This window comes from Phreatobacter sp. AB_2022a, assembly GCF_026847585.1.
In the GTDB taxonomy this organism is placed as follows: domain Bacteria; phylum Pseudomonadota; class Alphaproteobacteria; order Rhizobiales; family Phreatobacteraceae; genus Phreatobacter.
On sequence record NZ_JAPSET010000031.1, the window covers coordinates 24,316 to 44,637 of the forward strand.

The following is a 20,322-nucleotide window of genomic DNA, read 5'->3' on the forward strand; positions in this document are numbered from 1 at the left end:
ATCTGACTGACGTCAGGCGGCGCTGTCTCGGTTTGCTTCGGTCAGGACTGCGGTGAACCGCAACGGGACCGGGTGTGCAACCGACATACGCCGGAAGAGTGAGGGGGCATTACACGGTGACTCGCGATCCGTCAAGCACAAGGCCGCGCAAACCCGCTCAAAGACGCGATCTTTCGTTTCACTTCGCAGCTGCGAAAGGAATGGTTACCGCGCCGCGCCGCCCTGCATTTCATGTGCGGATCGTAACAGAGCGCCGCGCGCCGCGACACGTGCCGGATACCGCCGCATAGGTAAGTTCACGCAATCCGCGCTTGGCACCGGTAGCTTTATCACCTATCGGAAAGGTTCCGGCGGGGCGTTTTTCGCCTCCAGTCGGGGCGCCGAAGAGGGAATCGGCCGGCATAGCGGCCGAAACGGCGACGATGTTATCGATTCTCGGCTACCGGTGCCGGCGAGGCGGCGGGGCCACATTTGGAGAGGACAAACCGATTATGGCGTTCAAGAACGCAATCTTTGCCGCCTGCGCTGCGATGGCAGTGATGGCGGGCTCCATTGGGCTCTCGGCTCCGGCGGCCGCGCAGACCGATCGCGACGGCCAGCAGCGCTGGATCAACATCGTCAACCGTTCGAACGTGCAGATCTACCGGTTCTACATGACCGACGTCGACACGCGCGGCTGGGGCGACGACCGCCTGGGCGACGATGTCATCGAGCCGGGCGATTCCATGCGCGTCGTGCCGACCCGCCGCCAGCGCGACCGTGGCTACTGCCAGTTCGACATGCTGGTGGTGTTCGAGAACAATGCCCGCGTCGAGCGTCGCGGCGTCAATCTCTGCTCCACCACCAACCTGGTCTGCACCTCCACCCGCAGCTGCCGCACCCAGTAACCGCCGCTGCCATGCCATGAAGACGAGGGGCCGCTGCGGCGGCCCTTTGTTTTCCATGATCCCGCGGCGACCTGCGATGCCCGCTCCTCCGGCGGGTTCCGGCGGCGGCCGCATGATGGATGAGGATATCGATGACTTCGAAGGCAAGACTGGGCGCGTTCATCGCCCCCCTCGCCCTGCTGGCGACGATGACGACCGCTCATGCCCAGGGCACGCCCGCCGATGCCGATGGCCAGCAGCGCTGGCTGACGATCGTCAACCGTTCGAACGTGCCGATCTACCGGGTCCACATGACCGATGTCGACACCCGCACCTGGGGGCCCGACGTGCTTGGCCGCCGCATCGTCGATCCGGGCGAAGCCACCCGCGTCTATCCGCAGCGCGTGCAGAGCGACCGCGGCTACTGCCGCTTCGACGTGCTCGTCGTGTTCGAGAACAACGCCCGCTACGAGCAGCGCCAGGTCAATATCTGCCGCGCCACCACGGTGGTCTGCTCGTCCACCCGGTCCTGCCGCATCCAGTGATACTGTCGGCACTGCATGGAATGACAAAGGGCCGCCGCGAGGGACGGCCCTTTTTCATGTTCCGGGAAACGAGGGGGACTGGCCCCCTCGCCCGCTTCAGGACTGAGGCGCTTCGATCGCGGTGAGCTCGGCCGGCGCGGCGCCGGCCTGGACGCCAGCAGTCTTCTGCTTCTCGTCCAGGATGAGATCGTCGCGCTTGGTGGCGATCTCGCGGATCCGGTTCATCGTGGCGCCCGTCCCCGCCGGGATCAGGCGGCCGACGATGACGTTCTCCTTCAGGCCTTCCAGCGTATCCGACTTGCCGTTGACGGCGGCTTCGGTCAGCACGCGGGTGGTCTCCTGGAACGAGGCCGCCGAGATGAACGAGCGGGTCTGCAGCGAGGCCTTGGTGATGCCGAGCAGCACCGGAACGCCGCTCGCCGGACGCTTGTTCTTGTCGTCGCGGATCGCCTCGTTCGCCTCTTCGAGCTCGGTCTGGTCGACCTGGTCGCCCTGGATGAGATCGGTGTCGCCGGGATCGGTGACCTCGACCTTCTGCAGCATCTGCCGGACGATGACCTCGATGTGCTTGTCGTTGATGACGACGCCCTGGAGCCGGTAGACCTCCTGGATCTCGTTGACGAGGTAGGCCGCAAGCTCCTCCACGCCCTTGATCGCCAGGATGTCGTGCGGCGCCGGATTGCCGTCGACGATGAAGTCACCCTTCTGCACCTCGTCGCCATCCTGCAGGTGGATGTGCTTGCCCTTCGGGATGAGGTACTCGGCCGCGTCCTGATCGGCCTCGAAGGGCTCGATGGTCAGGCGACGCTTCTGCTTGTAGTCCTTGCCGAAGCGCACGACGCCGGAGACTTCCGCGATGATCGCGGCATCCTTCGGCCGGCGCGCCTCGAACAGCTCGGCAACACGCGGCAGACCGCCGGTGATGTCGCGCGTCTTGGCGCTTTCGAGCGGGATACGGGCAATGACGTCGCCGGCATAGACCTGCGAGCCGGCATCACCCGAAATGACCGCCTCCACCGCGAGGGAGTAGCGGGCATCCGTGCCGCGCGGCAGCTTCTGGATCTTGCCGTTCGAGTCGCGGATCACCAGCGCCGGCTTCAGGTCGGCCGAACGCGTCGAAGTCCGCCAGTCGATGACGATGCGTTTGGTGAAGCCCGTCGACTCGTCGGTCGTCTCGGTGATCGACTGGCCGTCGACCAGATCCTCGAAGCCGAGCGTGCCGTCGACCTCGGAGATGATCGGACGGGTGTAGGGATCCCATTCGGCGATGCGCTGGCCGCGCTTCACCTTGGCTCCGTCGTCGACCCTGAGCTTGGCGCCGTACTGGATACGGTGCGTCGCCCGCTCCGTGCCATCGGCGTCGACGATGATCACGGCCATGTTGCGGCCCATGACGATCAGTTCGCCGTCCGAGTTCTTGACCACGCTGCGGTTGCGGATGCGGATCGTGCCCTCGAAGGTCGCCTCGATGAACGACTGGTCGACCACCTGCGCCGCGCCACCGATGTGGAACGTGCGCATGGTGAGCTGGGTGCCCGGCTCGCCGATCGACTGGGCGGCGATGACGCCGACCGCCTCACCGATATTGACCGGCGTGCCGCGGGCCAGGTCGCGCCCGTAGCACTGGGCGCAGACGCCGACCTTGGTCTCGCAGGTCAGCACCGAGCGGATCTTGACCTCCTGGATGCCGGCGGCGGTGATCGCCTCGACGTCCTTCTCGAGGATCATCCGGCCGGCCTCGACCAGCACCGCACCCGAGGACGGATCGGTAATGGTGACCGCGGCCGAGCGGCCGAGGATGCGGTGGCCGAGGGTGGCGACCACCTGGCCGGCATCGACGATCGCCCGCATGCCGATGCCCTTTTCGGTGTGGCAGTCGACCTCGGTGATGATGCAGTCCTGGGCGACGTCGACCAGACGACGGGTCAGGTAACCCGAGTTCGCCGTCTTCAGGGCGGTGTCGGCCAGGCCCTTGCGGGCGCCGTGGGTGGAGTTGAAGTACTCCATCACCGACAGGCCTTCCTTGAAGTTCGAGATGATCGGGGTCTCGATGATCTCGCCCGAGGGCTTGGCCATGAGACCGCGCATCGCGGCGAGCTGGCGCATCTGGGTGGGCGAACCGCGCGCACCCGAATGGCTCATCATGTAGATCGAGTTGATCGGCTTGTCCTGGCCGTTCGCATCCTTCTGGACCGCGGAGATGCGGCCCATCATTTCCTGCGCCAGACGGTCCGAGCACTTGGCCCAGGCGTCGACCACCTTGTTGTACTTCTCACCGAAGGTGATCAGGCCGTCCAGGTACTGCTGCTCGTAGTCCTTGGTGAGCGAGCGGGTCTCCTCGACGATCGGCCACTTGTTGTCGGGCACGACCATGTCGTCCTTGCCGAACGAAATGCCCGCCTTGTAGGCGTGGTAGAAGCCGAGGGCCATGATCCGGTCGCAGAAGATGACCGATTCCTTCTGGCCGCAATGGCGGTAGACGGTGTCGATCATCGCCGAGATCTCCTTCTTCGTCATCAGCTTGTTGGCTGCGTCGAAGGGGACCTTGGGCGAGCGCGGCAGGAGCTGGCCGAGCAGAACGCGGCCGGGCGTCGTGTCATAGATGCGCCGGACCTCGTTGCCGTCGGCATCGAGGCCTTCCCAGCGATATTTGATCTTGGAGTGCAGCGTGACGACCTTCTGCGCCAGCGCGTGCTCGAGCTCGCCGATATTGGCGAAGGCCTTGCCCTGGCCGGGCATGCCGTCCGACATCAGCGAGACGTAGTAGAGGCCGAGCACGATGTCCTGCGAGGGCACGATGATCGGCGCGCCGTTCGCCGGATGCAGGATGTTGTTGGTCGACATCATCAGGACGCGCGCCTCGAGCTGCGCTTCCAGCGACAGCGGGACGTGCACGGCCATCTGGTCGCCGTCGAAGTCGGCGTTGAACGCCGAGCAGACGAGCGGATGCAGCTGGATCGCCTTGCCTTCGATCAGCACCGGCTCGAAGGCCTGGATGCCGAGACGGTGCAGGGTCGGAGCGCGGTTGAGCAGGACCGGATGCTCGCGGATGACCTCGTCCAGGATGTCCCAGACCTCGGGACGCTCCTTCTCGACCAGCTTCTTGGCCTGCTTGACGGTCGCCGACAGGCCCTTGGCGTCGAGCCGCGCATAGATGAACGGCTTGAACAGCTCGAGCGCCATCTTCTTCGGCAGGCCGCACTGGTGCAGCTTCATTTCCGGGCCGACGACGATGACCGAGCGGCCGGAATAGTCGACGCGCTTGCCGAGCAGGTTCTGGCGGAACCGCCCCTGCTTGCCCTTCAGCATGTCGGCGAGCGACTTCAGCGGCCGCTTGTTGGCGCCGGTGATGACACGGCCGCGCCGGCCGTTGTCGAACAGCGCATCGACCGCCTCCTGAAGCATGCGCTTCTCGTTGCGGATGATGATGTCGGGCGCGCGCAGCTCGATCAGCCGCTTCAGGCGGTTGTTGCGGTTGATGACGCGGCGGTAGAGATCGTTGAGATCCGAGGTCGCGAACCGGCCGCCGTCCAGCGGCACCAGCGGACGCAGGTCCGGCGGGATGACCGGCACGACAGTCAGGATCATCCATTCCGGCTTGTTGCCGGACTGGATGAAGGCCTCGATGATCTTCAGCCGCTTGGCGAGCTTCTTCGGCTTCAGCTCGGTGGTCGCCTCGGCGATCTCCTTGCGGGTATCGGCGGCGAGCTTTTCCAGGTCCAGGCCGCGCAGCAGCTCGCGGATGGCCTCGGCGCCGATCATGGCGGTGAAGCTGTCGTCGCCGTACTCGTCCTGGGCGCGGATATACTCCTCCTCGGACAGGAGCTGGCGCTCCTTCAGAGCGGTCAGGCCCGGCTCGAGGACGACGTAATATTCAAAATAGAGGATCCGCTCGAGATCCTTCAGCGGCATGTCGAGCAGCAGGCCGATGCGGCTCGGCAGCGACTTCAGGAACCAGATATGGGCAACCGGAGCGGCGAGCTCGATATGGCCCATGCGCTCGCGGCGGACGCGCGACAGCGTGACCTCGACGCCGCACTTCTCGCAGATGATGCCCTTGTACTTCATCCGCTTGTACTTGCCGCACAGGCACTCGTAGTCCTTGATCGGCCCGAAAATGCGCGCGCAGAACAGGCCGTCACGCTCCGGCTTGAACGTGCGGTAGTTGATCGTCTCCGGCTTCTTGATCTCGCCGAACGACCACGACAGGATCTTTTCCGGGCTCGCGATCGAGATCTTGATCTGATCGAACGTCGCCGGCTGCGTCGTCGGATTGAAGAGATTCGCGACCTCTTGGTTCATCGCCGTCTCCAATGTCCCGGTCTACCGGGAGAAAATCCGGGCCGGGGACGACCCCGGCCGATGTGAACAGGCCTCTCGGGACCGGGCGGACCCCGGTCCCGCGGCACGCGGGCTTTCACGCCTATTCGGCAGCCTCGCGGCGCGGCGGCTCGTCGGTGCCGGCGCCGCGCGTCGGCTTGCTGGAGGTGAGCTCGACATTGAGGCCGAGCGACCGCATTTCCTTCACCAGCACGTTGAAGCTTTCCGGGATGCCGGCCTCGAATGTGTCGTCGCCACGGACGATCGCCTCGTAGACCTTGGTGCGGCCGGCGACGTCGTCCGACTTCACCGTCAGCATCTCCTGCAGCGTATAGGCCGCGCCATAGGCCTCCAGCGCCCAGACCTCCATTTCGCCGAAGCGCTGGCCGCCGAACTGCGCCTTGCCGCCCAGCGGCTGCTGCGTGACGAGCGAGTAAGGACCGATGGAACGGGCGTGGATCTTGTCGTCCACCAGATGGTGCAGCTTCAGCATGTAGATGTAGCCGACCGTCACCTGCCGGTCGAAAGCCTCGCCGGTCTTGCCGTCGAACAGCTTGACCTGGCCGGAATGGTTCAGCCCGGCCGTGTCCAGCATGCTTTCGATGTCGGTCTCCTTGGCGCCGTCGAAGACCGGCGTGGCGAAGTGGACGCCGCGGCGCGTGTTGCGCGCGAGCTCCACGAGATTCGCCTCGTCGAGCGCCGAGACCTGCGGGTCGTCCCCGTAGATCTTGCCGAAGGTCTCCTTCAGCGGCTTGACGTCCTTGCTCTTCATATAGGCGTCGTAGGCCTGACCGACCATCTTGCCGAGGCCTGCGGCGGCCCAGCCGAGATGGGTCTCGAGGATCTGGCCGACATTCATGCGGCTCGGCACGCCGAGCGGGTTGAGCACGATGTCGACCGCCGTGCCGTCCTCGAGGAACGGCATGTCCTCGAGCGGCACGATCCGCGACACGACACCCTTGTTGCCGTGCCGGCCGGCCATCTTGTCGCCCGGCTGGATCTTGCGCTTCACGGCGACGAAGACCTTGACCATCTTCATCACGCCGGGCGGCAGCTCGTCGCCGCGCTGCAGCTTCTCGACCTTGTCGAGGAAGCGCTGCTCGAGGCGGCGCTTGGACTCGTCGTACTGCTTGCGCATGGCCTCGATCTCGGCCATCAGCGCGTCGTCGGCGACGCCGAACGCCCACCACTGGCCGCGCGGATACTCGGTGATCACCTCGCGGGTCAGCACCGTATCCTTCTTGAAGCCCTTCGGACCGGCAATCGCGGTCTTGTTCTCCAGGAGCTCGGTCAGGCGGCCATAGACGTTGCGGTCGAGGATCGCCTGCTCGTCGTCGCGGTCCTTGGCGAGCCGCTCGATCTCCTCGCGCTCGATCGCCTGGGCACGCTCGTCCTTGTCGACGCCATGCCGGTTGAACACGCGGACCTCGACGACCGTGCCGGTGACGCCCGGGGGCACACGCAGCGAGGTGTCGCGCACGTCCGAGGCCTTCTCGCCGAAGATGGCGCGCAGGAGCTTCTCCTCCGGCGTCATCGGGCTCTCGCCCTTCGGCGTGATCTTGCCGACCAGGATGTCGCCCGGCTGCATTTCCGCGCCGATATAGACGATGCCGGCTTCGTCGAGGTTCTTCAGCGCCTCTTCCGACACGTTCGGAATGTCGCGCGTGATTTCCTCAGGCCCCAGCTTGGTGTCGCGGGCCATCACCTCGAATTCCTCGATGTGGATCGAGGTGAAGACGTCTTCCTTGACGATCCGCTCGGACAGGAGGATCGAGTCCTCGAAGTTGTAGCCGTTCCACGGCATGAACGCGACGAGCACGTTGCGGCCGAGCGCCAGATCGCCGAGATCGGTCGACGGGCCGTCGGCCAGGATCTCGCCCTTCTTGACGATGTCGCCCACCCGCACCAGCGGACGCTGGTTGATGCAGGTGTTCTGGTTGGAACGCTGGAACTTCATCAGGCGATAGATGTCGACACCCGACTTGGTCGGATCGAGATCCTCGGTCGCGCGGATGACGATACGGGTGGCGTCCACCTGGTCGACCACGCCGGTCCGGCGGGCCGCGATGGCGGCGCCCGAGTCACGGGCCACCACCGACTCCATGCCGGTGCCGACGAAGGGCGCATCGGCCTTCACCAGCGGCACGGCCTGCCGCTGCATGTTGGAGCCCATCAGCGCGCGGTTGGCGTCGTCGTTCTCGAGGAACGGGATCAGCGCCGCGGCGACCGAGACGAGCTGCTTCGGCGACACGTCCATGAAGTCGACGCGGTCGACCGGCAGCAGCAGCACTTCGCCGGCCTGGCGGGAGATGACGAGGTCCTCGACGAACTTGCCGGTCTTGTCGATCGGCGCGTTCGCCTGGGCGACGGCGTATTTGCCCTCCTCCATGGCGGAGAGATAGACCACCTCGTCGGTGACCCGGCCGTCGCGCACCTTGCGGTACGGCGTCTCGATGAAGCCGTACTTGTTGACCCGGGCGAAGGTCGCGAGCGAGTTGATCAGGCCGATATTCGGGCCTTCCGGCGTCTCGATCGGGCAGATGCGGCCGTAATGGGTCGGGTGCACGTCGCGCACCTCGAAGCCGGCACGCTCGCGCGACAGACCGCCCGGGCCGAGCGCCGACAGGCGGCGCTTGTGGGTGATCTCCGACAGCGGATTGGTCTGGTCCATGAACTGCGAGAGCTGCGAGGAGCCGAAGAACTCGCGGACCGCGGCCGCCGCCGGCTTGGCGTTGATCAGGTCCTGCGGCATGACCGTGTCGATCTCGACCGAGGACATGCGCTCCTTGATCGCGCGCTCCATGCGCAGCAGGCCGACGCGGTACTGGTTCTCCATGAGCTCGCCGACCGAGCGCACGCGGCGGTTGCCGAGGTGGTCGATGTCGTCGATCTCGCCCTTGCCGTCGCGCAGCTCGACCAGGGTCTTGACCACGGCCAGGATGTCGTCCTTGCGCAGGATGCGCACGGTGTCCTCGGCGGTCAGGTCGAGACGCATGTTCATCTTCACGCGGCCGACCGCGGAGAGGTCGTAGCGCTCGGAATCGAAGAACAGCGAATGGAACATGGCTTCCGCCGTGTCCACGGTCGGCGGCTCGCCCGGGCGCATCACGCGGTAGATGTCGAACAGCGCGTCCTCGCGCGTCATGTTCTTGTCGCCGACCAGCGTGTTGCGGATATAGGCGCCGATGGTGACGTGATCGATGTCGAGCGTCGCGATGTCGTGGTAGCCCTCGGCCACCAGCATCTTCAGCATCTTCTCGGTGATCTCCTCGCCGGCCTCGGCGTAGATCTCACCGGTCTTCATGTTGACCATGTCCTCGGCGAGATAGCGGCCGGCCAGCTCTTCCGCGGTCATGCGGAGCGCCTTCAGGCCCTTCTCGGCGAGCTTCTTGGCCTCGCGCACCGCCAGCTTCTTGCCGGCCTCCAGCACGACCTCGCCGGAATCGGCGTCGATCAGGTCGGCGGTCGCCTTGAACCCGCGCATGCGCGTCGGGTCGTAGGGCATGCGCCAGCCGTCCTTCTTGTCCTTGGAGACGACGATGCGGTTGTAGAAGGTGGAGAGGATGTCCTCGCTGTCCATGCCGAGGGCATAGAGCAGCGACGTCACCGGGATCTTCCGGCGCCGGTCGATACGGGCGTAGACGATGTCCTTGGCGTCGAACTCGATGTCGAGCCAGGAACCGCGATAGGGGATGATGCGGGCGGCGAACAGGAGCTTGCCCGAGGAGTGGGTCTTGCCCTTGTCGTGATCGAAGAACACGCCCGGCGAGCGGTGCATCTGCGAGACGATGACGCGCTCGGTGCCGTTGACGATGAAGGTGCCGTTCGACGTCATGAGCGGGATGTCGCCCATGTAGACGTCCTGCTCCTTGATGTCCTTGACCGACTTGGCGCCGGTATCGGCATCGACATCGAACACGATCAGGCGCAGCGTCACCTTCAGCGGCGCGGCAAAGGTCATGCCCCGCTGGCGGCACTCGTCGACGTCGTATTTCGGCGGTTCGAACTCATATTTCACGAACTCCAGCATGGCGCTGCCGGAGAAATCGGTGATCGGAAACACCGATTTGAAGACCGCCTGCAAGCCTTCGTCGAGGCGGCCGCCCTGCGGCTCCTCCACCATCAGGAACTGGTCGTATGACGACTTCTGAACCTCGATGAGGTTCGGCATCGTCGCGACTTCCCTGATCTTACCGAAGAACTTGCGGAACCGCTTGCGGCCGGTGAAGGTCTGAGCCATGTCGCTCCCTCGCTTGGGCCGCTCGGCGTCGGCGGCGGCCCTGGTCCCAGCGGAGGCGGCGGTCGTCAGCGAACCGCCTCTCCGCAGACGCCTGACCGGACGGTCCACGACGGGTCGGATGACACGACCCTGGACCGTCCGGTCAAGCGTTCGACACTTGTTGCACCACGCGGACGGAACGCCCGCTCATCGAATGCGTGCCGCGGCGCGGCACATCCCCGCCGCAGTCGCCCGCGACGGAGAGGATCCGCGGGCGGCCGCAAGCGGCCGCCCGCAGGCGTCAATCACTTCAGCTCGACCTTGGCGCCGGCGGCCTCGAGCTGCTTCTTCAGCTTCTCGGCCTCGTCCTTGGCAACGCCTTCCTTGACCGGCTTCGGAGCGCCCTCGACCAGGTCCTTGGCTTCCTTCAGGCCAAGGCCGGTGATGGCGCGGACTTCCTTGATCACCTCGATCTTCTTGTCGCCGGCGGCGGCGAGCACGACGGTGAACTCGGTCTGCTCCTCGGCAGCGGCGGCAGCGCCACCGCCGGCGCCCGGAGCCGCGGCGACGGCAACGGCAGCGGCGGCCGAGACGCCCCACTTCTCTTCGAGCAGCTTGGCGAGCTCAGCGGCCTCGAGGACGGTGAGCGAGGAGAGTTCTTCGACGATTTTGGCGAGATCGGCCATTTCAAATCTTCCTTATAGATCGGTTCGAACGTTTCGAGTGTGAGAGGAGCCTCACGCAGCTTTGTCTCGGTCGGCATAGGCACCGAACACGCGCGCGAGCTTGGCAGCAGGCGCGGTCGAGAGCTGAGCGATCTTGGTAGCCGGAGCCTGGATGAGGCCCACGAGCTTGGCGCGCAGTTCGTCGAGCGACGGGAGCGTGGCGAGAGCCTTCACTCCGTCGGGGTTCAGTGCGGTCTTGCCCATCGCACCGCCGAGGACCACGAACTTGTCGTTGGCCTTGGCGAATTCGACGGCGACCTTCGGCGCCGCGACCGGGTCCTGGCTGACGGCCAGGATCGTGGGTCCCGTCAGAAGACCCCCGATGGACGCGACGTCCGTGCCTTCGAGAGCGATCTTCGCGAGGCGGTTTTTGGTGACCTTCACCGACGCGCCCTGGGCCTTCATCTTGCGACGGAGGTCCTGCATCTGCGCGACGGTCAGGCCGGAATAGTGAGCGACGACGACGACGCTCGAGGTCTGGAAGACCTCCTTGAGCGAGCCGACGAGCTCTTTCTTTTCCGCGCGATCCACTTTGTGCTCTCTCTGGATCGGGATGACCTCATCGGCCATCCCGGGTTGCACCTGCCGAGGGCGGCTTTCCGGGGATGCCGGATCACAGCCATCGACGTTCGGCCCTGTCCCCTCAGGACACCGCCGGATGTTTCCACCCGCCGGCCGAGGTGCAATGAGTTCGAACCGATCCTGCGGCATTCGCCGCTGAAACGGTCTTCACCCGTCTGTGCAGGCTTGGCGATTAAGAGGGCGAACCCCCGCCTGCAGTCTCGGACAGGACATTCCGGCCGTCTCCTCCCCGGCCCGAGGGCGCGGAGACAAATTCGGTCGGCCTTGCCGCCCGGGTTGTCCCGAACGGAAGCTGGTTAAATTCGTATCGGACTCTGATCGAGGTCCCGGAACACTCCGCCGTCAGATCCTCGCTGATGGCCACCGCGACGACAGCGCAGCGGCCCATGGCCCAAACGGAATCGGGGCGCGGTCTCCCACACCCCAGGTCGGCTCATCTAGCAAAGGCTGTTCCACTTGCCAAGTGGCGAGTACAATTTTTTCATTGACAATCGCGCGACTGCTCCTGGAGCGGCCGGATGACGCACCCCGTGAGATAGGGAGCGCGTCATCCTTTTTCAACAGCCTTCGGGCCCGATCACCCGTTCAGGACGCTGCCGGCATCGACCTTCACGCCCGGCCCCATGGTCGAGGAGATGGCGATGCGCTGGACATAGGTGCCCTTCGCGCCGGTCGGCTTGGCCTTCACGACGGCATCGGCGAAAGCCTTGATGTTCTCCACGAGCTTCGCCTGGTCGAACGAGACCTTGCCGACGGCCGAGTGGATGATGCCGGCCTTCTCGACGCGGAACTCGACGGCGCCGCCCTTGGAAGCCTTCACCGCACCGGTGACGTCCATGGTGACGGTGCCGACCTTCGGGTTCGGCATCATGCCGCGCGGGCCGAGCACCTTACCAAGACGGCCGACGAGGCCCATCATGTCCGGGGTCGCGATGCAGCGGTCGAAGTCGATCTTGCCCGACTGCACGGTCTCCACGAGATCCTCGGCGCCGACCACGTCGGCCCCCGCCTTCAGCGCCTCTTCGGCCTTGGGGCCGCGGGCGAAGACGGCAACCCGCAGCGTCCGGCCGGAGCCGTTCGGCAGGTTGCAGACGCCACGGACCATCTGGTCGGCGTGGCGCGGATCGACGCCGAGATTCATGGCGATCTCGACCGTCTCGTCGAACTTGGCCGTGGCGCGCTCCTTGATGAGCTTCACGGCGTCGTCGATGGCGTAGGTCTTGTTGGTGTCGATGCCCTCGAGGGCCTTCCGGTAACGCTTGCCGCTCATGATCTCACCCCACGACCTCGAGGCCCATCGAACGGGCCGAGCCTTCGATCATCGACGAGGCCGATTCGACCGTGTCGCAGTTCATGTCGACCATCTTCGCCTTGGCGATCTCGGCGATCTGGGCGCGGGTGATCTTGCCGGCGAAGCCGCGGCCGGTGGTCGCGTGGCCCTTGTCGATCTTGGCCGCCTTCTTGATGAAGTAGGTGACCGGGGGCTGCTTCATCTCGAAGGTGAAGGAGCGATCCTGATAGGCGGTGATGATCACCGGGATCGGCATGCCCTTTTCCATCTGCTGGGTCTTCGCGTTGAAGGCCTTGCAGAATTCCATGATGTTCAGGCCGCGCTGACCGAGCGCGGGGCCGATCGGCGGGGACGGATTGGCAGCGCCCGCCGGCACTTGCAGCTTAATGAAGCCGACGATTTTCTTCGCCATGATGACCTCCTGACGGACCCTCTAGGGGTCGTCGGTTGGGTTTCGTGGTCGGGTCCAGGGCGCTGGCGAACCGCCGCCCCTCGCCTCCCACGGGTGAACGGAGCGGCGAGCCGCCCCGGTTCCGGCCATCGGGGCGATCGCGCCCCGCCGGCCGGCTCTTGCGGTCAGAGCTTGTCGACCTGACCGAATTCGAGCTCGACCGGCGTCGGCCGGCCGAAAATGGACACCGCGACCTTGAGCCGCGCGCGGGCGTCGTCGACTTCCTCGACGAAGCCTTCGAACGAGGCGAACGGGCCGTCATTGACCTTGACCTTCTCGCCGACCTCGAAGGAGACGGTCGCCTTCGGACGGTCGACGCCCTCCTGGACCTGCTGGGCGATGCGCATCGCCTCGGCTTCCGGGATCGGCATGGGCTTCTTGTCGGCGCCGAGGAAGCCGGTGACCTTCGGCGTGTTCTTGATCAGGTGATAGGCCTGATCGGTCATGTCCATCTTGACCAGGACATAGCCGGGGAAAAACTTGCGCTCGGTGTCGACCTTGCGGCCGCGGCGCACCTCGACCACCCGTTCCTTGGGCACGAGGATGTCTTCGAACAGGTCGGACAGGCCGCGCTGCGCCGCGCCCTCGCGGATCGCCTCGGCCACCTTGTTCTCGAAGTTGGAATAGGCGTGAACGACGTACCACTGCTTCGCCATGGGGTCCCCCGGTCAGCTTCCGAGTGAAAGGAGCGTCTGGACGCCCCAGCGAATGATGGAATCAGCGGCAAAGAAGAAGACTGCCGACACGACCATGAAGATGAAGACCATCAGCGTGGTGATTCCGACTTCCTTGCGGGTCGGCCAGGTGACCTTGTTGGCCTCCTGGCGAACCTGCTGCATGAACTCGAAAGGGTTGGTCTTGGCCATGAACTGAATCCGAACAAGGCCGATCGCCGCCCCGTTCCGTTTCGGACCAGGACCGGCGCATCGGCCTCTCAAGAAGGAAGCGCGTCCCGCCGGATGTCCGTCACCGGGCCGGCAGGGAGTGCGCTCTGCTAGCGGAAACCGCCGAAGCCGTCAAGGAAAAGGGCCTTGCGGCCCGGTCCCGAGAGCGCGGTCCCGCAATGAGGCGTCGCCGGCGCGCCACTGACGGACGGCGCGATAAAGTCCGGTCCGTGGCCTGCCGTCCCGGCCCTGGGCGATTCGGCGGCTGGCCGCCCTCCCCCGGGCGGCACGGGGTCCAAGAAAAAGCCCCGGCGAACGGATCGCCAGGGCTTTCGAATTTGGCAGGGGCAGCAGGGTTCGAACCCGCGACCTGCGGTTTTGGAGACCGCCGCTCTACCAGCTGAGCTATACCCCTTCAGGGCGGCTTGGCCGCTTCGCCGCAGGGTATAGTCCCCCGCGGCGGCGCGATCAATGACCGACTTGTGGATTACTCGATGATGGAAGCGACGACGCCGGCACCGACGGTGCGGCCGCCTTCACGGATGGCGAAGCGCAGCTTCTCTTCCATGGCGATCGGCACGATCAGGTTGACCGTCATGGCGATGTTGTCGCCCGGCATGACCATTTCGGTGCCCTCGGGCAGGTGCACGATGCCGGTCACGTCGGTGGTGCGGAAGTAGAACTGCGGACGATAGTTGGTGAAGAACGGCGTGTGACGGCCACCCTCCTCCTTCGTCAGGATGTAGGCCTCGGCCTTGAACTTGGTGTGCGGCTTCACCGAGCCCGGCTTGCACAGGATCTGCCCGCGCTCCACGTCCTCGCGCTTCGTGCCGCGCAGCAGCGCGCCGATATTGTCGCCCGCCTGGCCCTGGTCGAGCAGCTTGCGGAACATTTCGACGCCCGTCACCGTCGTCTTGGCGGTGTCCTTGATGCCGACGATCTCGACTTCCTCGCCCACCTTCACGATGCCGCGCTCGACGCGGCCGGTCACCACCGTGCCGCGGCCCGAGATCGAGAACACGTCTTCGATCGGCATCAGGAACGGCTGGTCCACCGGACGCTCCGGCTGCGGGATGTACTCGTCAACCGTCTGCATCAGCTTGAGCACCGCGTCGCGGCCGATCGCCGGCTCGCGGTCCTCCAGCGCGCACAGCGCCGAGCCCTTCGTGATCGGAATGTCGTCGCCCGGGAAGTCGTACTTCGACAAGAGCTCGCGCACCTCGAGCTCGACCAGTTCGAGCAGCTCGGCGTCGTCCACCATGTCGACCTTGTTCAGGAACACCACCAGCGCGGGAACGCCGACCTGGCGCGCCAGCAGGATGTGCTCGCGCGTCTGCGGCATCGGGCCGTCGGCCGCCGACACGACCAGGATCGCCCCGTCCATCTGCGCCGCGCCCGTGATCATGTTCTTCACGTAGTCCGCGTGACCGGGGCAGTCGACATGCGCGTAGTGACGGTTCGTCGTCTCGTATTCGACATGCGCCGTCGAGATCGTGATGCCGCGCGCCTTCTCTTCCGGCGCCTTGTCGATCTGGTCATAGGCCGTGAACGTCGCGCCACCGCTCTCCGCCAGGACCTTCGTGATCGCCGCCGTCAGCGACGTCTTGCCGTGGTCGACGTGACCGATCGTGCCGATGTTGCAGTGCGGCTTGTTGCGTGCGAACTTTTCCTTGGCCATGGGACGCCTCTCGACGGATCGAATTGGAACCTGCGGCCGGAACGACCACATCTCGGGGCGTGGGGATAGTGGGATTTCAGGCGTTCCGCAAGAGCCTCAGCCGGCAACGGGCCACCTTCCCTGCGAAAAACCGGCGATTGGGCGCGAGGCCGTGCCGCTCGGCGGCCTCGCACGATCGGCCCTGATCGAATTAGCCCTGCATTTCCAAGGCCTGTAAGAGCTGCCGCGACAGCCCTCGATCAGGGCTCCGCCCTGTTCCAGACGGCCCGCCTGGGCCGGAGCCGGCCACAGCGCGACGCCGATGCCGACGACGCTGACCGCGAAGAGCGTGCGCCGTCACGCGGGGCTCTCGGCCGCGCGCATGGACCACGAGACGGACTGCCCCCCGCGATCCAGACGATCGCGCCGACGGCCGTCCAGCCGCCGTTGGGGCTGGCTGCCTCGACAACCAGAATCGTGGTGGCGGCAATGAGGAATGTCGCCAGAACGTTGGCCCCGGCCCGCCTCATCCGGCTGACAAATGGCGCCGGCAGCGGCCCGGCGCCTCACGCGACAACAATCCCCAAGCGGTGCCATATTGGCGCGCTGCCCGTTGCCCCGCGACAAAAGTCCGGCAGCCACGGAAGACAGCGCCGGGCCAGCACGGCAAAGCGCGATCGTCTTGGATCGCCTCCGAAGGACGGCCGCTCTTCGGTCGCCGTTCGCCGGAATGCCCCTCGAACAGATCGCCGGCGGCCGCCACAGGCCCCCCACATTCTCTGCGGCCGCAGCGACGCGCCACAGCGGGTCAATAGGGCAAGCCGACATAGTTCTCGGCGAGCGCGGTCGATGCGGCGCGCGAATGCACGACGTAATCGAGTTCGGCCTCCTGGATACGCTGGCCGAAGGCGCCCGTATCGGGGAAGCGATGCAGCATCGTGGTCATCCACCAGGAAAAGCGCACCGCCTTCCAGACCCGAGCCAGGGCTCTTGAAGAATAGGCCTGAAGGGCTGCCGGTGATCGGTCGCGATAATGCTCCCGCAAGCCTTCGAAGAGATAGCGCACGTCGCTGGCGGCGAGGTTGAGGCCCTTGGCGCCGGTGGGCGGCACGATGTGGGCCGCGTCGCCGACCAGCGAGAGGCGCCCGAACTGCATCGGCTCGGCGACGAAGGAGCGCAGCGGGGCGATCGTCTTTTCGAAGGACGGCCCGGCGATGACGCGATCGGCCGCCTCCGCGGGCAACCGTCGACGCAGTTCGTCCCAGAAGCGCTCGTCGCTCCAGGCCTCGACCTTGTCGTCGAGCGGGCACTGGACATAGTACCGGCTGCGACACTCCGATCGCATGGAGCAGAGCGCGAAGCCGCGCGGATGGTTGGCGTAGATCAGTTCGTGATCGGCCGGCGGCACCTCGGCGAGAATGCCCAGCCAACCGAACGGATAGGCTCGCTCGTAGGTGCGCAGCGCGTCCGGCGGCACCGATTTCCGGCTGATGCCGTGGAAGCCGTCGCAGCCGGCGATGAAATCGCAATCGATACGGTGCGTGGTCCCGTCCTTCTCATAGGTGACGTAGGGCGATGCCCCGTCGAAACCGTGTGGCTGGACCTGGCCAGCCGAATAGATGGTCGTCGCCCCGCTCGCCTCGCGCTCGCTCATCAGGTCGTGCGTCACCTCGGTCTGGCCGTAGATCATGACACGCCTGCCGGTCAGATCGTGCAGACCGATGCGGTGCAGCTCATGGCCGTAAGCCAGCGAAATGCCGTCGTGCGGCAGGCCCTCGGCGTGCATTCGCGCGCCGACGCCGGCCTCGTCGAGCAGATCGACCGTCCCCTGCTCCAGCACGCCGGCGCGCACGCGACCGAGCACATAGTCGCGCTCCGCCCGTTCCAGAATGACGGCGTCGATGCCGCTATTGGCGAGCAACTGACCGAGCAGCAGCCCCGACGGGCCCGCACCGATGATGACGACCTGGGTTCGCATGGTTGACCTTCCTGCAGCGTGGGGCCGGCGGGGATGGCCCCGCCGGCCACTGTCTCCGGACATCACGTCGGAGCCTCTCCCCCCGAGGCAGCGGTTCAGCCCAGGCGATCCGCCGCCTCCGGCGGGCGCAGCTTGAACAGGGCCCAGATCGTGACGAGGTTGGTCGCCACCAGATACCAGGCGAGCGCCATCGGATTGCCGGTCGCGTCGAGCAGCCAGGTGACGAAGAGCTGAGCGGTGCCGCCGAAAATGGTGACGCCCAGCGCATAGGTGATCGACAGGCCGGACGTGCGGACCGCGCGCGGGAAGCATTCCGGCAGAGCGATGATGCCGACCGCCCCGCTCATGGCCTGGAACAGCGCCAGGAGCGCGATCATCGCGAGCAGAGTGCCGGTGCTCTGCGCGGTCGTGATCAGCAGGAAGGCCGGGTAGACGGCCAGCACGAACAGCACGCGCGGCAGGATCATCAGCGCCCGACGGCCGTAACGGTCGGACAGCCAGCCCCCCAGCAGCGAGCCGAAAACGATGACGAGACCGCTGACGACGCTGGCGAGCATGGCGACGCTGGCCGGCATGCGCAGCGTGTGCAGTGCATAGGTCGTCATGTATTTGCCGATGATGTAGCTGCTGATCGTGCCGCCCATGATGGTGAGAATGCCGATCAGGATGAGGCCCAAATGCCTGGTGAAGAGCGTCTGCAGCACGGCGCCGGAGCTTTCGTGACGCTCGGTCGCAGCGGCGGTCTCGTGCATGTGCCGGCGGATGTAGAAGCCGACCGGGCCGATCAGCAGGCCGAAGATGAACGGGATGCGCCACCCCCAGCTGTTCATGTCGTCGGGCGTCAGCGACTGAGTCAGCGCAAAGCCCATGAGGCTGGCGGCCAGGGTCGCGAGCCCCTGGCTGGCATATTGCCAGCTGCCGAACAGGCCGCGCCGGCCTTGCGGGGCAATTTCGACGAGATAGGTCGTTGCCGCGCCGAGTTCTCCGCCGGCGGAAAAGCCCTGGAGCAGACGGGCGAAGACGACCAGCAACGGCGCGGCGAGCCCGATCTGTTCGTATGACGGCGTGAAGCCGATGATCCCGGTGCCGATGGCCATCAGCATCATGGTCAGCGTCAGCGCGGCCTTGCGGCCGACCCGGTCGGCATAGGAACCTATAACTATTCCGCCAAGCGGTCGCATCAGGAAGCCAACGCCGAACGTCGCCAGGGAGAGCAGCAGCTGACCCGAGGCGCTCTCGACCGGGAAGAATTGCTTGCCGATCATCACCGCGAACAGGGCATAGACGGTAAAGTCGAAAAATTCGAGCCAATTGCCCAGAACAGCCGCGAAAACGGCCCGGCGCGGCACCTGGGCGTCGGCTTTGCCCGGCATGGCCAGACCAGCCTCAAACGGTCGAGTGGCAGATTGCTGCATGCGTAGCCTCCCTGTTCTTGGCTTTGATTCATTATCTTTGCGTTCCCCTAGAGCCGGTTGCAGGCAAGCGGAAATGAATTTATGGCTTTGTTGCATAACCTCTAGGTTAAGAGACTAAGGGCAGAGGGGCGGGTCGCGATGGGATCGACGACGGACCGCATCAAGCTGCGGCACCTGCGGACGGTGCTGACGGTGGCCGGTTGCGGCAGCGTGACGGTCGCGGCGCAGCGCCTGTTCGTGTCTCAGGCCGCGGTATCCAAGACCATTGCCGAAGCGGAGGCCGCGCTCGGCACGCAGCTGTTCGAGCGCAGCGGCCGGGCGATCGTGCCGACGGAAGCGGGCCTGCGTTTCGTTCGCGCCGGCCGGCGCATCGCCGCCGAAATGGACATGCTGAGCGAAGATATCGGCTTGTTGGCCAGTGGCGGCCAGGGTCTTCTGCGAATCGGATTGCAGGCGATCTCCGCGCAGGACCTGCTGGTCAAGGCGATTGCCCAGTTGAAGGAGCGATATCCCGAAACCGTCATTCAGCTCCGCGACGGGCTGCTGCCGGGACTGTTGCTGGATCTGCGCGCCGGCAGCCTCGATCTGGTGATGGGGCGGATGGTGCCCGCGCTCCTGGCGCCCGACCTCGTCGGGGGCCCTGTCGCGCTATCCGAACACTATCGGGTCGTCGCCTCCCCCGGTCACCCCATCCTGTCGCAGCCGGATCTGCAATGGGCAGACCTGCTCGCCTATTCCTGGTGCCTGCCCCTGAAGGAAACGCCGATCCGTCGACATTTCGACGCGTTCATGACCCAGCAATCGCTGTCACAACCGGTCAGGTCGATCGAGACCAATTCGATCCAGACGCAACTGAGGCTGATGGAAGCGATGCCTCTCGTGGCGCTCGCCGCACGCGACATGGCGCGCCAGTGGGCGGCGCGTGGATGGGTCGGCCTCACCCCCCTGATCATGCTGCCTCAGCCTGACCCGATCGGTATCATCTGGCCCGCCAAGGTGGCGCCGGCTCCGCTGGCGCGCTTTTTCCGCGATAGGCTGCTGGCCCTCGCCAAAGGCGAAAGCGCGGTGCCCGACGCCTGGCCACCTGCGCTCACCGATCCGGCCGATGAAACGGCGGGAGACTAGGGCGTTTCCGGCCCGCCGGAACGGCGGCTTCCGCGGCAAGGCGCCTCGGAGCACGCGACCTGCTCCACAGCTTGGCGCACCGGCCCCCGGAGACATGGCTAAGGCCTGAAGCGCACGACGAACCGCGCCTGCAATGCCACGATGCTGGAGGTGCGCCGGACAGAAAATGGAGCGGGTAGCGGGAATCGAACCCGCATATTCAGCTTGGAAGGCTGCTGCTCTACCATTGAGCTATACCCGCGCCGGCTCCGGGAGTGACCACAT

At 65.7% G+C, this 20,322-nt stretch carries 14 protein-coding genes and 2 tRNA genes; 3 read left to right on the plus strand and 13 right to left on the minus strand.

Features of this window, described 5'->3' with window-relative positions:
* Positions 1 to 539: 539 nt before the first annotated feature.
* Both OZ671_RS20945 and OZ671_RS20950 read left to right on the plus strand, forming a co-directional pair.
* Positions 540 to 887, plus strand: coding sequence for a hypothetical protein (locus OZ671_RS20945; RefSeq protein ID WP_146053059.1), 348 nt, complete (start codon positions 540 to 542; stop codon positions 885 to 887).
* Between the two features lie 131 nt (positions 888 to 1,018).
* Positions 1,019 to 1,411 (plus strand): hypothetical protein, encoded by a 393-nt coding sequence (locus OZ671_RS20950; protein ID WP_268862530.1) that lies wholly within the window; start codon positions 1,019 to 1,021, stop codon positions 1,409 to 1,411.
* Positions 1,412 to 1,507: 96 nt separating this feature from the next.
* Here the strand turns inward: OZ671_RS20950 and rpoC are convergent, their stop codons facing one another.
* The 12 genes from rpoC to OZ671_RS21010 form a co-directional block, all read right to left on the minus strand.
* Complete coding sequence (gene rpoC, locus OZ671_RS20955; RefSeq protein ID WP_268862531.1) at positions 1,508 to 5,713, minus strand: DNA-directed RNA polymerase subunit beta'; 4,206 nt, start codon at positions 5,711 to 5,713, stop codon at positions 1,508 to 1,510.
* 121 nt (positions 5,714 to 5,834) lie between these two features.
* Complete coding sequence (gene rpoB / locus OZ671_RS20960; protein WP_038312196.1) at positions 5,835 to 9,971, minus strand: DNA-directed RNA polymerase subunit beta; 4,137 nt, start codon at positions 9,969 to 9,971, stop codon at positions 5,835 to 5,837.
* Between the two features lie 284 nt (positions 9,972 to 10,255).
* Positions 10,256 to 10,636: a 50S ribosomal protein L7/L12 gene (rplL, locus tag OZ671_RS20965; RefSeq protein ID WP_038312193.1), complete on the minus strand. Its 381-nt coding sequence runs from the start codon at positions 10,634 to 10,636 to the stop codon at positions 10,256 to 10,258.
* A 51-nt stretch (positions 10,637 to 10,687) separates the two neighbouring features.
* Positions 10,688 to 11,206: a 50S ribosomal protein L10 gene (gene rplJ, locus OZ671_RS20970; protein ID WP_038312290.1), complete on the minus strand. Its 519-nt coding sequence runs from the start codon at positions 11,204 to 11,206 to the stop codon at positions 10,688 to 10,690.
* Positions 11,207 to 11,834: 628 nt separating this feature from the next.
* Positions 11,835 to 12,527 (minus strand): 50S ribosomal protein L1, encoded by a 693-nt coding sequence (gene rplA, locus OZ671_RS20975; protein ID WP_038312190.1) that lies wholly within the window; start codon positions 12,525 to 12,527, stop codon positions 11,835 to 11,837.
* A gap of 4 nt (positions 12,528 to 12,531) precedes the next feature.
* Positions 12,532 to 12,960, minus strand: coding sequence for a 50S ribosomal protein L11 (rplK, locus tag OZ671_RS20980; RefSeq protein ID WP_038312187.1), 429 nt, complete (start codon positions 12,958 to 12,960; stop codon positions 12,532 to 12,534).
* Between the two features lie 164 nt (positions 12,961 to 13,124).
* The gene (nusG, locus tag OZ671_RS20985) at positions 13,125 to 13,655 is read right to left on the minus strand and encodes a transcription termination/antitermination protein NusG (protein WP_038312185.1); all 531 of its coding nucleotides are present in this window, start codon (positions 13,653 to 13,655) and stop codon (positions 13,125 to 13,127) included.
* Positions 13,656 to 13,667: 12 nt separating this feature from the next.
* Positions 13,668 to 13,865 (minus strand): preprotein translocase subunit SecE, encoded by a 198-nt coding sequence (secE, locus tag OZ671_RS20990; protein ID WP_268862532.1) that lies wholly within the window; start codon positions 13,863 to 13,865, stop codon positions 13,668 to 13,670.
* 357 nt (positions 13,866 to 14,222) lie between these two features.
* Positions 14,223 to 14,298, minus strand: a tRNA-Trp gene (locus OZ671_RS20995).
* 72 nt (positions 14,299 to 14,370) lie between these two features.
* A complete protein-coding gene (tuf, locus tag OZ671_RS21000) occupies positions 14,371 to 15,561 on the minus strand; it encodes an elongation factor Tu (RefSeq protein WP_038312176.1) in 1,191 nt (396 codons plus the stop codon).
* A 787-nt stretch (positions 15,562 to 16,348) separates the two neighbouring features.
* Positions 16,349 to 17,518, minus strand: a complete 1,170-nt coding sequence (gene pobA / locus OZ671_RS21005; RefSeq protein ID WP_268862533.1) for a 4-hydroxybenzoate 3-monooxygenase — start codon at positions 17,516 to 17,518, stop codon at positions 16,349 to 16,351.
* A 95-nt stretch (positions 17,519 to 17,613) separates the two neighbouring features.
* Positions 17,614 to 18,891: an MFS transporter gene (locus OZ671_RS21010; RefSeq protein WP_268862534.1), complete on the minus strand. Its 1,278-nt coding sequence runs from the start codon at positions 18,889 to 18,891 to the stop codon at positions 17,614 to 17,616.
* Between the two features lie 180 nt (positions 18,892 to 19,071).
* On the opposite strand from OZ671_RS21010, the gene OZ671_RS21015 reads away from it, so the two are divergent.
* Positions 19,072 to 20,058, plus strand: coding sequence for a LysR family transcriptional regulator (locus OZ671_RS21015; RefSeq protein WP_268862535.1), 987 nt, complete (start codon positions 19,072 to 19,074; stop codon positions 20,056 to 20,058).
* A 167-nt stretch (positions 20,059 to 20,225) separates the two neighbouring features.
* On the opposite strand, the gene OZ671_RS21020 is transcribed toward OZ671_RS21015, so the two are convergent.
* Positions 20,226 to 20,299, minus strand: a tRNA-Gly gene (locus OZ671_RS21020).
* Positions 20,300 to 20,322 lie beyond the last annotated feature (23 nt).